The 12270-nt window shown below is 37.0% G+C and carries 12 protein-coding genes; 2 read left to right on the top strand and 10 right to left on the bottom strand.

Annotated elements, in window-relative coordinates; translation table 11 throughout:
• Positions 1–7: 7 nt before the first annotated feature.
• The gene (locus tag ACQY3M_RS02925; protein ID WP_428065972.1) at positions 8–571 is read right to left on the bottom strand and encodes a hypothetical protein; all 564 of its coding nucleotides are present in this window, start codon (positions 569–571) and stop codon (positions 8–10) included.
• 313 nt (positions 572–884) lie between these two features.
• On the opposite strand from ACQY3M_RS02925, the gene ACQY3M_RS02920 reads away from it, so the two are divergent.
• Positions 885–1871, top strand: coding sequence for a restriction endonuclease (locus ACQY3M_RS02920; RefSeq protein WP_428065971.1), 987 nt, complete (start codon positions 885–887; stop codon positions 1869–1871).
• Positions 1872–1941: 70 nt separating this feature from the next.
• On the opposite strand, the gene ACQY3M_RS02915 is transcribed toward ACQY3M_RS02920, so the two are convergent.
• The 6 genes from ACQY3M_RS02915 to ACQY3M_RS02890 form a co-directional block, all read right to left on the bottom strand.
• Positions 1942–2103 carry a hypothetical protein gene (locus ACQY3M_RS02915; protein WP_428065970.1) on the bottom strand — a complete coding sequence of 54 codons (162 nt, stop codon included), beginning with the start codon at positions 2101–2103 and terminating at the stop codon, positions 1942–1944.
• Entirely contained in the window at positions 2100–2660 is a 561-nt protein-coding gene (locus tag ACQY3M_RS02910) for an AAA family ATPase (protein ID WP_428065969.1), read from the bottom strand. The genes ACQY3M_RS02915 and ACQY3M_RS02910 overlap by 4 nt, the downstream gene beginning before the upstream one ends.
• A gap of 22 nt (positions 2661–2682) precedes the next feature.
• On the bottom strand, positions 2683–2886 hold the full coding sequence (locus ACQY3M_RS02905) for a hypothetical protein (RefSeq protein ID WP_428065968.1): 204 nt from the start codon (positions 2884–2886) through the stop codon (positions 2683–2685).
• 62 nt (positions 2887–2948) lie between these two features.
• Positions 2949–4427 carry a phage terminase large subunit gene (terL, locus tag ACQY3M_RS02900; RefSeq protein ID WP_428065967.1) on the bottom strand — a complete coding sequence of 493 codons (1479 nt, stop codon included), beginning with the start codon at positions 4425–4427 and terminating at the stop codon, positions 2949–2951.
• On the bottom strand, positions 4420–4806 hold the full coding sequence (locus ACQY3M_RS02895) for a DUF5681 domain-containing protein (protein WP_428065966.1): 387 nt from the start codon (positions 4804–4806) through the stop codon (positions 4420–4422). The genes terL and ACQY3M_RS02895 overlap by 8 nt, the downstream gene beginning before the upstream one ends.
• Complete coding sequence (locus ACQY3M_RS02890; RefSeq protein WP_428065965.1) at positions 4799–6133, bottom strand: site-specific DNA-methyltransferase; 1335 nt, start codon at positions 6131–6133, stop codon at positions 4799–4801. Before ACQY3M_RS02890 ends, ACQY3M_RS02895 begins: the two co-directional genes overlap by 8 nt.
• Positions 6134–6895: 762 nt before the next feature.
• On the opposite strand from ACQY3M_RS02890, the gene ACQY3M_RS02885 reads away from it, so the two are divergent.
• Positions 6896–8689 (top strand): DUF262 domain-containing protein, encoded by a 1794-nt coding sequence (locus tag ACQY3M_RS02885; RefSeq protein WP_428065964.1) that lies wholly within the window; start codon positions 6896–6898, stop codon positions 8687–8689.
• 83 nt (positions 8690–8772) lie between these two features.
• Here the strand turns inward: ACQY3M_RS02885 and ACQY3M_RS02880 are convergent, their stop codons facing one another.
• The 3 genes from ACQY3M_RS02880 to ACQY3M_RS02870 all read right to left on the bottom strand — a co-directional run bounded on the left by ACQY3M_RS02880 (position 8773) and on the right by ACQY3M_RS02870 (position 12238).
• Positions 8773–10011 (bottom strand): hypothetical protein, encoded by a 1239-nt coding sequence (locus ACQY3M_RS02880; protein ID WP_428065963.1) that lies wholly within the window; start codon positions 10009–10011, stop codon positions 8773–8775.
• A 70-nt stretch (positions 10012–10081) separates the two neighbouring features.
• A complete protein-coding gene (locus ACQY3M_RS02875; RefSeq protein ID WP_428065962.1) occupies positions 10082–11284 on the bottom strand; it encodes an AAA family ATPase in 1203 nt (400 codons plus the stop codon).
• A gap of 6 nt (positions 11285–11290) precedes the next feature.
• On the bottom strand, positions 11291–12238 hold the full coding sequence (locus ACQY3M_RS02870) for a hypothetical protein (protein WP_428065961.1): 948 nt from the start codon (positions 12236–12238) through the stop codon (positions 11291–11293).
• Positions 12239–12270 lie beyond the last annotated feature (32 nt).

The following is a 12270-nucleotide window of genomic DNA, read 5'->3' as shown; positions in this document are numbered from 1 at the left end:
TTATACGTTATTTATGCACAGATACTGATCCTGCTGTAGCACTACAAGGAATTTCCTTATCGTTATTATGTTGTATTATAGTCATTAACTCTTCGATTACTTTAACATTCTCTTTATTGTCTTTAAGATGCGGAATGCGAAGGAATCCACCCATTGCATATAAATCTATACTACAATACTGTCCCATTTTGCCACAAAGAGAACGTGTTAACTCTATATTATTGATTTCATTAAGATATAACTTATCATACCTAATATTCAGGCATCCTCTTTTTACCGTAATATAGCCATTTCCTTTCCATACTTTAATAAACACAGATTCGAAACAATCTTTTATATCTTTTAAGGAGTACAAAAGAGGTAAAACTAATACCGAATATAAAATATCTGAGTTAAATCCTCCTTGTATTAAAAAATTATTTTGAGCTAATTTCTCCCCAATAATATTTAAAATATAAAATAAAATAAGCAATAATAAAACTTTCAAGCCAATCTTACATATTTCCTCAATCCACTGCTTATGTTCTATTTTTAACTCTACGCCTGTTTCTTCTTTAAACAATTCTTCCATATCATTCATATAATTTGGTTATTTTAATTTAGGTATCAGTTCTTCATTAAATCTTTTGAGAAAACCTAATAAATAAAAATGTGTAAATGTTCCGCAATCAATTTGACCAATCGAATTAACAGAAAAAGTAGTACTGTACATTCATTGCCCGCCCCAAATAAATAAATCAATTATACTAAATACTAAAAGACAGTTTCCTACAGCCCTTTATGCAATCTTCTATAGAAACGGGTTCGATTATCGCTTGTTTTCGAGATATAGATCACGGCTATTTTATAAATAAGATAAAATAAATTGAAGATAGGAGGAATTTATGAAAAAAATTTGGTTTTTACGCTCCCTACATGGAGAATTAGTTCCTTTTTTTATAGATAAGGCATGTGTGGCGTTAGGATGGGATAAATTAGCAGAAGATTTAAGTCATAAAACGACCCAAGCAATTAAAAAAGATTTACTAAAAGCATATCCCGAAAGAGAAACCGCTATTAACATTTGGGCCTCCTACTTTGAAAAGTTTATCCATAAAATACAAATTGGAGACATGGTATTAACCTATAACTCAACAGAAAGGAATTATTTGCTCGGAGAAATAACCGGTCAGTATCAGTATGCTCCCAAAATGTCTTTCATGGGTCAAAATTGGCCTCATATTCGTAAAACTAAATGGAATTCCAGACCTATATCTAGAGATATTCTTTCTCAAAATACTAAGAATTCTTTGGGAACAACATTAACTCTTTCTGAATTACAACCTGAACAAACCAAGGAAATTTTATCTTTAATTAATAACCAACTAGAAAAGGTAGTAGAACAAGCACAAAATATAAAAGAAGAAAATGCCGCAATCATTGATGAGGCTCGTGAACGTCTAAAAGATAGAATCATGGAATTAGATCCAGATCAAATGGAAAAATTATTAAAAGAAATCTTAAATGCAATGGGTTATATTGCAGAACAAACACCAAAAGGACCAGATAGAGCCTTAGATGTATTTGCTTCAAAAGATGGATTAGGGTTGGAAGATCCTAGGATTTGCGTTGAAGTAAAACATAGAAATGGGAAAATGGGCTCAAAAGAAATACGTCAGTTCTTGGGAAGCAGGAAAGAATACGACCGATGCATATTTGTCAGTACCGGTGGATTTACAAAAGATGCAAAATATGAAGCAGAACGCTCTACTATTCCATTGACACTAATGGATATTGACAGACTCGCAGGTATTATAGAACGATATTATGATAACTTTTCTGCTGAAGGGAAAATACTACTTCCCTTAAAGAAAACCTATCTACCTCTATAAAATGTTCTAAAAAAACGAACTCCTAGGTTATAAACTTAGGAGTTCTTTTTTAAATCCATAAACATTATAATTAAAAAGGACTTTTATCCGTAAATGAACCGTCGGGAAGCTGCCATACGTTCTTCCCATTAATTTCATATACGTTCGCAATACCTTTACGCCGGTTTTCTTCTTGCGCTTTACGGACGGCGCGGCTGGCGATGCGCGTTAATTTAATCGTTAAATCCGTCATAAATCCCTCTTAAATATAGTATAGAGATTTTCCGATATGATTTCAACCTCAGCCCCCTGTTGTTGAGCCACCAACGTGATATCATTACCCCCGTTAAAATATATCATCCATTGATCACTTTCCCATCTGTATTTATGCCAAAAATTCTCTCTGCTTCGTAAAAATCGTCTTTTCACGTCTTCCTCGGGCACGGGGTGGCCTCCATTACGAACGCGTGCTTTGATACGTTCTAGACAAGTTTCCACCGTATCCACAAAAGTATACACGATCACAACTTTATATCCATTTTGTTTTGCCAAGGAAATGGTCTTTAAATGCCCAACGCCGGACAACGTGCTTTCCAAAGCAAAAGATTTCCCGCCCCGAACCAACTCAGCTATGCGAAAATGCACCTCTTTGCCGGCTTGAATACGCACTTTTTGCATATCTTCCGGACACAGCTCCCGTGCAATATCATCAGCGTTTACATACGAGATGTTTTCCGCAGGCAATAACTCCTTGGCAATGGTGCTTTTACCGCTGCCGTTGGCACCCGCCAAAATATATAAAGTTTTCATAAGCGTATTGTACTAATTTTATTTATCTTCTATGCATAAACATCATCGCCTCGTAAATATTTTTGATGTGCGAAGCCGTGTCCTCTATACCGGCCAAACTGCCTATAATCAAATTAGCAGACTTTTCACTTATGCCCTCTTGGGCATTGGCAATTTGCTGTTGCATATCCGCGGATAATTCCGTCAAAATTTGCAGACTTTGCGTTAACATTTCCAGTTTATTCATAAATCCTCCTTAGGCTTCCGCCCGACAATTACAGTACGCCTTACTGTCGGGCGGAAAGTCAACTAGATAAAATCAAACGTCTTGTGTACACTCACCTCTAACATTTGGGACAAGGCATCCACTTGATCATCGTGCGCTGCATTAGGAAAACCTAGGATTTCATGCTTAAAATCAGCTTCCCATGGTTCGGGTTTATCCGGGAGCAAGCAAACACCCCTCTCTATAAGTGGGGTTACATTTTTTAAACGCGTTATTTTATCCTCTTTCGGATGAATTTGATCTATGCGATACCTCAAAGGTTTCATCGCTTGATAAAACCCTGTTCCACATCCAACATCTTCTATCAAAAGACGGACCCCTAAATAGCGGTTTACCACCTTGCAATTCTGAAGTTGGACGTCTATATAAGCCTGCGCCGTTTTCACCAGTTCGGGGAGTTCCAGTTTCCAACGTTTGATATCCAAAATAAATGTTTGATTAGGCGCGCGTAAGGCGCAAATGCACACACTGTAATCATTTTCGCGCCCTGTTTTCAAGGCTAAATCAAAACTAAATTCTAAACGAATAATCTCAGGATAGTTTTCATCATGAATTGGATTCAACAAAACATTTTTATGATACCGTTTGAACCACCCCCATTTAACGATATTACTGTCCGGGGCAAGCGGACTCTGTTGGCATTGACAGGAAAACGCCATACTGCCCATAGCTACTTTCATCTGCGCGATCTGTTCCTTACCCTCGCGGGCGGGGTGCAACGGCTCACCCACTTGACGCGTTGCATGATACAAAAACGCCTTATCGCCAAGGTACTTCTTGTATTCCCAATGCTCCTCTTGCAAGGCCAGCAAGGGGATGGATATTCGCTTGAAACCGGCTTTGCTTTCTAACAAAAAACCTGTTAAATCCTGTTCGTGCGTGCGCTGCATAATAAGTAGAATTTTTCCATTTTTCTTATCGTTTAAACGGCTGTATAGTGTATTACCATACCACTCATTTACTTTATTCCGAATCAAATCAGAGTTGGCATCAGCCGGTTTGATAGGGTCATCAATGATAATCCAATTTCCACCTCGTCCGGTTAGTGGCCCGCCCACCGTTGTAGAATAGCGCCCGCCGCCTTGTGTAGTTTCAAAGTCCATCAATTCCTTGCGATTAAGCGCCAAGCGGGTACAAGGAAATGTCCGCTTGTACCATGCCGATTCCATTACCCGGCGGCAGTCCGCCGCCAGCTTTTTTGCCAGATCATCCGCATAACTAACGCAAATAACGCTTTCTTGGGGGAAATGTCCCAAAATAAATGCCGGCAACGCAACCGAACAGATAATAGACTTCATATATCGTGGGGGAATATTGATAATTAGCCGGTTATTCTTCCCTCGCAACATAGCGATTAGTTCGGAGCAAATTAAATCAATATGCCAATTATCCAAATACTGACTCTGTGGGCTTACTTCTTGAAATACTTTGCGGACAAAAGTTTTAAGGTCTTGACGTAAAACTGCATAGAACTGCTGTGTAATTATTTCTTCATTACTCATTAAGAGGTTCCCCCTTAGAAAATTCTTTTAAGGCTTCTTCCAACAATTTTGTATCATCTTGTCTAATAAATTCCTTCCGCTGCTCTAATTCAGCGGCATTTTTTTCGGCGTTCATACACATATCAAGGTATTTGTTCCGTGCTTTTGGCTCACCGGAAACTGCATCCAATTCTAATTTTCTAAATACAGCTTCACGCTTGGAGATTTTTTTCTTCTTGCCATTTTGATATATACTAATACGCTCGCATGAAATTTCATTCACCATCGTATTTATATTGGGACTTCCCTTCGGGCGGCCTTTTTTATTACCACTGTATCCCGGCTTAAACTGATGTTTCTTGGGCGGTTTCCCGTATCCCACTTCGTATTCATTAGTCATGTTTGCCTCCTTCCGCCCGTTTAGCGGTCAATAGTTCTTGATAAGTCTTGCCACTGCCCATATGTACAGCGAAATGTTTTCCTCCCAAACTTTCATACCGTCGGATAGCCGTATCCACATATTTCGGTTCCAGTTCTACGCCATAACATATACGGCCGGCCTTTTCCGCCGCTATTAGCGTACTGCCGGAACCTAAAAAAGCATCCAATACAACACCGCCCCGATTGGACGCATCTAAAATAGCGTCTTTAATTAGCTCCACTGGCTTAACCGTCGGATGCATTGCCCGCTTTTCAGCATTTTCCGCGCTGGGGGTATTTACTCCCGCATAATTCCATACGTTAGTACGATAGCGGCCGTGTATCCCCAGTTCCACATTATTGATATGAGGCTCCTTCCCGTGTTTGAACATAAAGATTAGTTCGTGCTGGGAACGATAGAATGAGCCCATCCCCGCATTATTTTTGCGCCATACACACAGATTTTTAAACTGGTCATACACCTCTGCCGCCGTCATAATCTCTTTGATATGCCGCCAATCCATACAGATATAATGCAGAGAACCGTCTTTGCTGAATGCACACAACAGTTCAAAGGACGTTTTCAAAAATTGAGTAAATTCCTCGCTAGTCATCTCGCCGGAAGCGAATTTAAACTCTTTATGCTGCACGTTCCCCGCTCCACAGACATGGCCGTTTATTTTTACGTTATACGGCGGATCCGTAAACACCATATCGGCTTTTTTATCTTCCATCAGTTGGCTTAAAGCGTCCTTTTGCAAAGAATTCCCGCACATAATGCGGTGTTCCCCTAAAAGCCATATATCCCCCTCCTTGCTGACAATCTCATCATCCGGGATAAACGGAATATTATTAACCTTGGGATCGGCTTTTGTTTCTTTTCCCTCTAAAATCAGATCAATATCTCCCATATCAAAGCCGGTTATATTCAGCGAAAAATTCAACGCAGACTTTTCCAGTTCTTGGAACTCCAACTGCAAATTCTCTATGCTCCATGTTCCCAACTCGGCCAGTTTATTATCGGCAATACGATATGCCTTTTTCTGGGCCACAGATAAATGTCCTAAACGAATCACGGGCACTTGCTGCAAGTGGGCAAGACGGGCCGCTTCCAGCCGAGCGTGGCCAGCAATAATCTCATTATGCTCATCTACCAAAATAGGATTTACAAACCCAAATTCTTCAATAGAATGCTGGATTTTAGTAATCTGCTTGGCGTCATGCTGGCGGGGATTATTTGGATACTCCGTCAGCGTGTCCAAGGAGATATAGACGACCGTAAGGTCGCAGTTTAATTTTTGCCTCATAAAAATACTCCTAATTGTGGGAAATTGAAGCGAAACGCTTCAGGTTTTTATACCAGTTGGCCTTGGTTTGCACTGCAGGATGGAGTCCCCGTTCAGGCTGGGGTTAGCCTAGCACAGTATTCTGCCCCTGTGCTATGGTTTCTAATAGGGTCCAAGAAACTGACTCCTCCAACTTCGCCATTAACAGACCCTGAGAAGCGGTTTTCCCGCTTAATTTGATAGATATACTACTTAAAATTAGCAACCAAGTCAAATGAGTGCTAATTATTTATTATAATAAGTAGATTTAAGAATTAAGGATTTGATTATTTTCTCGACGGAAGTTTAAAGTGACACAGGCAAGACAAAAAATTGCATAAATATTTTTAGGAAAGTTTGCCAAAATCGTATTTTTATTATATTTCTGGTACAAATTGCTACAATAAAATTAGCTTTTAAAAAGGATCAAAAGAGAAAAAAGAAATTAACGATTTAAACCTGGCTTAGTGCCGAAGAAACGGCACGCTTTTGCCTTAGGGCAAAAGGCAACCAATACTGACAAGGCCAATTAACCGTAATGCGGAGGGAAGTCATGAGCCCGCCAATTTACGGCGAATGTTATTTGCCAATTTGGTAAGTAACTACGGCTGTGTTTCTAATGCGTATTGGTTGCCATTAGGAATAACAGCCGTTTTTTATTGCTTTCCGTTTGACTTTCCAGCTGTCCTTAGCGACAATACGTTGTCGCCCAATTAATGTAACATACATAACGGAGAAAAACCTATGAATAGCCAATTATTTGATAAAGATCAATTAAATATTGAGGAAATTTTTAATAAGTTCTACGAAGTGCCTGATTACCAACGCGAATATGTATGGCGAACAGCAAATGTATTAGCTTTACTTAATGATATTTATTCAGCATTTAAAGAAGATCCGCAAAATGCCTATTTTATTGGAACTACAGTTGTGGCAAATAACCCATATAACGCATCTTTGGAAGTTATTGACGGACAGCAACGCCTAACAACTTTGTTTATTTTATTAAGTATTTTTACACAAAAAGTTACAGACGATTATCAAAAATTCCTTAGCGACCTTATCAAAAATAAAAGTTGGGATTCATCTGGCAAGTTATCTTCGCGTTATCATCTCAATTTAAATTATGCAAATGCACAGGAATTTTTAGAAATCATTAACGCCCAACCAGATCATCTTCTCAAACAGTTGCGCACTGATTATGGCAATCGCTTACCAGATACCATTAAAAATCTATATAATGCTTATCAACAAATTAACGATTTTTTAGACGAGCATTGTACAACTCCGGAAGAGTTGTTCGCTTTTATCACATACACCTTACACCAAGTTTTTGTCTTGCAAATCAGCACAGATATTAATCGGGCTTTACAAATTTTTGAAACAATTAATGAGCGTGGTGTCGGATTAAATCCCTTGGATCTAATTAAAAACCGTCTATTTGGTCATATCGATAAAAAAGATTTTAAAATTCTAAAAGATAAATGGCAAGAAGTATTTAAACTGTTTCGCAAGAACGAAACCCATAAATTGCGTTTTATCCGCTATTTCCTTATGGCAAATTTCCCCGACAAGATTGATTCTAGTATTTATAAAAATGGCATTTTAAGAACCGATGATATCTTTAATTTTACATCTAAGTTGGATAACATTAATAATCCCCATAATTTCTTGGATAATTTGTATAAAGCCGCATCTGATTACAATGGTTTTCTAGAAGGGAAACTCAATGGAGAAGACAATGACCAACTGCAAAATATTAACACCTTAAATGGTGGTTTATCTACATATATTATTGCCCTGTTGGCTGCTAAAAATTTGCCACAGCCCATTCTCAAGCATTTCATTCAACAAGTAGAATCTTTTATGTTTTTCTACATTCTTCCGGGAAACAATACCAATGCATTGGAACGCGAGTGTGCCGGCTGGGCTAAGCAGTTATATATTCTCAGTAAGATTCCAAATGAAGCAGAACAAATCTCATCATATAATGAATTTATTACCAAGGCCTTAATAAGCCCCACACAGCAAAGAATGGATAATTTTGACGATTATTTTAAACGTTTGCAAATGGGAAAAAACAGAACGCGTACGCGTTATATTTTGAATAAAATAAGTCTATATGTACAGGAGAAATGGAATGGTCATTCCTGCCCCAACCAATTGTTTAAAGACTTGGACATAGAGCATATTTTACCCGATCACCCGAAGGGAGCCTTAAGAAAAGAATTTGGAGAAGAAATATATGAAGAATACAAGAATAGGTTAGGAAATCTGACCTTACTAGAAAAACCACTTAATATCTCTTTGGGTAATGATTTTTTCGAAAACAAAAAACAGAGATATGCAACAGAAACTAACTGCGTATTCACGAAAAGCATTGCTGGTCTATCAGTCACAACCGGGGCTACGAGCCAGCATGGCCAGTTTTTCCAAAACTTACCCCATTGGAATACTTGGACAAAGCAGTCCATTGAGCAACGCCAAGAATTGCTATTAAAATTAACAAAAGAGGTGTGGACTTTCACCACTTATTGAAAAAATTCTAAATATTTTTCTAATAGCCCTCTTGGTTCGCATAAGAGGGCTGTTTCTCTATTAAAATAGTGGGAAAACAAACATTATTTTATTTGCTTCACATAATCAGAGAATCCATCAAAATCAGTAGGATGGGCTTGAATATTAGGCATAATCTTGCGTACGATTCTTGCAATAGGTGAAGTATTCCCTTTGCCCACAATATAAAGATCTTTACCTCTAAACAGTTCAATAATATGGTGATCGATGAACTGATTGCCAGTAGTATCGACAGAAAATGAGTATCCTATTGAAACAACCTTATTAAATGAACTCATTTCCCTTTTTAATTGTTGCAACATAGGGATTGTATACTCTTTGACAAATCGAGCTTGTTTCGTTTGAGAAATTGATTGATGGGTATTTATATTAGAATAAGCCACACACAAAGGATTCTTAACAAGATACCTCCCTTGATAAAATTCATTAATATTTTTTTCCTCTAAAAGCTGATATACATTCTGCCGAATTCTCGCACAATTCCAATAATCCCTCGGTTCCCGCGTGTAATACACCAAATCAAAAGAACCGTGAGGTTTATATATCTTAAATGAAGCAACATTACACTGCTTTTTTGCATCCTCAAATAATAAATCATAATTTAAATTAATAATATTTCCCTGATATCTTTTTAATTTTTGACAGAAATCTAAATAAGGATCGACTTTGATATTTTTCTTAGCCTGTTCATAAAAGAAAAACAAAATAGAAACTGTCAAATTTGCAAGACTATCATAGATATCAGTTATTGATTTTTTCTTCCAATCCACACAACCCTGACCGTAAGTTTCATTGTCTTGATATTTTTCAGTCAACTCAGGAAAGAGTTTCCAAATCTTGTTTTGATCTAAAATTTCTCGTATTTTTTTACAGCTTTCATATTTTTCTTTTGAAATCTCAAATCCAATTTCTGATAATGTTTTATCATGGCACGCATACGGACATTCTTCTCTACAAGAACACAAATTAGGCTCATGCGCGGTTATAAGTCTGTACAAGTATTCAGGCACATGCAAAAACTCAAGATTTCCTACTGAAACTTTTTTATGTAAATCACTCAAACTACTTAATAATGATTCTAAGGACTGATATATCCCAAACGCTTTTCCCTGCAGAAGACTATTAGTATCATAGGTATATTTTTGAATAATATTAAATCCCTCAACAAGCAAATTATCCCCACTAGGAAAACCGTATTCCATCGAACAGCCATTTCCTAAAAGAAACAATGTGGAATTATCTATATATAAAGCTTTCTTATTATTTTCTCTTAAAATACCCATTTTTCTCACCCAATTTATCCCAAAAACCAAAATAGTACCTAATTACCCTATTAAAAGATATCCTATAGGTCTATAAAGTACTAATAAAAGTTATAAGATCCGTCCGCTCCTTTCCAAGAGCTTGATCCGTAATATCAATGGCTGGTTGGAAAATACTTAGGTTCCCTTCGAAATGGTTGAATTCATTGATAAGAGTCTTTTTTGAAGTTAACCGAATACGGTTGCGAATTTGTGCGACATCTTTTTCATCGGGATATGCAGCCGATATAATCTGTCCTAGCTGGCTATACTTCGCGGTGTTAATCCTAAACTTCTCAACAAGTTTTTTCTCAACTAGCAGACGAAGAAATAAATATATAAATGAGTGACGTAATGTTCGATCCAGTAAAGGAAACCTTTTAGGATCAAGCAAGTGTATACCATCAACGGTTTTACTGAGAATATCTGTTACAGACACCTTATAAGAAATCGGAAGATTTGAATGTGCCCCAAATAATTGCGAATACGCTTCTGCAATATCTACCTTTTCTGTTTTATATCCATGCATTACTTGAGTCAGAGTGTCAACCAAAGGTTTGTTGCAAATGACATTCGCATATCCGCGCATAAAGGGAATCATAGCAATTAAAAATAGCTCTGGACTAATGACACAGGAAGGGACAATTTCTCTAAAAGCAACTAAAAGTTTTTCAAGACTGATAAGCATGTCTTGCTCATGTTTTTGCAACGGGATAAAACCATTAAGTTCGCCTTCGGTATTATTTAACAGATATAGATTGAAACAATGCCTATACTGAGAAGCCAACAACCGAATTAAGTCAGTATTGTGAGTTAATATAATCCGTTTTTTATGGGACAACATCTTTACAATAGCATATACTACTTTATTCTTGTATATAGAATCAAAACTGGATACAGGATCATCAATCACTACTATTGGACAATGAGAATTCTTCGCGCGCAAAAATTCAAAGGTCAAAGAAAGAAAATTCTGTTCTCCTGCACTTAACGGTAACTCATCGCGAGTCTTTCCTAAAAATTCTTGATTTGACAGGTAAATTCGTAACCGTTTATTTTCATCTCTCTCTACAGTGAGAGGCTTACTCATACTATTGCTGATAATCTCTTGAATATAGAGATAATCCTCATCTGTAATATTAGGTTTTTCTGAAATGACACGTTGATACTCAGCATAATGTGCAATCAGATCATTTCCTTTTACAATATCAATAATTTCGTTTTCTATCAGATCCCCATATAGCTTCTTGTACACAGCAAACTATTTGAACAAAGAAGTAAGTCCTTCCGTATCTCCACTCGCAGTAGCATTTAATAAGCAAGTTTTTATATTAAATGGATCAGAAGTAGGCACGAATGGTATCGCTTTCTCTATAGCTTCTTTGATTTTTTTATCCAAGGCCTCAAGCGTAGTTTGTCTATGGTCCGTTTTGGCCTTCAGCAGAGCACTCCAATTAATGCCTTCACTATCACATACTATACATTTATCTCTATGAAAGCGAGAAAGAATTTTAATTGCCTCTGTGTTTTCCTCAATCTCATAAACATGAATATTCGGGCTAATGTCGGCACCGACCAAAGCCTCTATTTGTTTTATTATTGATGATTTATCACCCCAGTCCCTCTGAAGAAATGCGAGTTTATTAGAGTCATATTTTGGTATATGCTGAAACGTCAGAGATTGCAATAACTCTACCAGTTTCTCCATCGTATAATGCTTGCCTTTAGATCTACTATTAGCGCAATCTTTTATAAAGGCAATCAATTCTTTTTTAGATAACAAGTCGATTAGTGGGCTATTACCTGCAGAAATATTAAAAGTATTTTTTATAAGGTCTAAAATGGAGGACAAAAGGACATTACGATCAACAAGAATTTGTTCTTGTAGTTTAACCTCTTTCCGGATATTATCCCCTAGAAAAAAATCACTAGTTTTTCCAGAAATAATATTACGATTATTTTGATCATTAATAATATGAAAAATTTCTGAGCCTCTATTGTACTCTGTATCATTCAGAGAAAACTGAACTCTTGTATTTTGGGTATCTGCCAAAACCCTAATAAGGCTCGTTTTTCCTGTGCCATTCGGACCATAAATTACTACTATTTCCTCAGTTGTCGGAAAAGTTATTTCATTATTTTGGACTAGAGGATTGAAATCTCGTGTAAAAATCTCTCCACTTTCTATTTTCTTAAATACCAGCGACATTGCTTTCTAACTCCATTTCCATTAACAGCATC

The sequence above is a fragment of the Candidatus Proelusimicrobium volucris genome (genome assembly GCF_959605025.1).
Classification (GTDB): domain Bacteria; phylum Elusimicrobiota; class Elusimicrobia; order Elusimicrobiales; family Elusimicrobiaceae; genus Proelusimicrobium; species Proelusimicrobium volucris.
Note: the sequence above shows the minus strand (reverse complement) of the source record. Positions and strands in the feature narration are given on the sequence as shown.

Excerpts from the sequence above, each read along its gene's own strand:
- ACQY3M_RS02925 (WP_428065972.1), bottom strand. The coding sequence starts at position 571 with ATGGAAGAATTGTTTAAAGAAGAAACAGGCGTAGAGTTAAAAATAGAA.
- ACQY3M_RS02920 (WP_428065971.1), top strand. The coding sequence starts at position 885 with ATGAAAAAAATTTGGTTTTTACGCTCCCTACATGGAGAATTAGTTCCT.
- ACQY3M_RS02915 (WP_428065970.1), bottom strand. The coding sequence starts at position 2,103 with ATGACGGATTTAACGATTAAATTAACGCGCATCGCCAGCCGCGCCGTC.
- ACQY3M_RS02910 (WP_428065969.1), bottom strand. The coding sequence starts at position 2,660 with ATGAAAACTTTATATATTTTGGCGGGTGCCAACGGCAGCGGTAAAAGC.
- ACQY3M_RS02905 (WP_428065968.1), bottom strand. The coding sequence starts at position 2,886 with ATGAATAAACTGGAAATGTTAACGCAAAGTCTGCAAATTTTGACGGAA.
- terL (WP_428065967.1), bottom strand. The coding sequence starts at position 4,427 with ATGAGTAATGAAGAAATAATTACACAGCAGTTCTATGCAGTTTTACGT.
- ACQY3M_RS02895 (WP_428065966.1), bottom strand. The coding sequence starts at position 4,806 with ATGACTAATGAATACGAAGTGGGATACGGGAAACCGCCCAAGAAACAT.
- ACQY3M_RS02890 (WP_428065965.1), bottom strand. The coding sequence starts at position 6,133 with ATGAGGCAAAAATTAAACTGCGACCTTACGGTCGTCTATATCTCCTTG.
- ACQY3M_RS02885 (WP_428065964.1), top strand. The coding sequence starts at position 6,896 with ATGAATAGCCAATTATTTGATAAAGATCAATTAAATATTGAGGAAATT.
- ACQY3M_RS02880 (WP_428065963.1), bottom strand. The coding sequence starts at position 10,011 with ATGGGTATTTTAAGAGAAAATAATAAGAAAGCTTTATATATAGATAAT.
- ACQY3M_RS02870 (WP_428065961.1), bottom strand. The coding sequence starts at position 12,238 with ATGTCGCTGGTATTTAAGAAAATAGAAAGTGGAGAGATTTTTACACGA.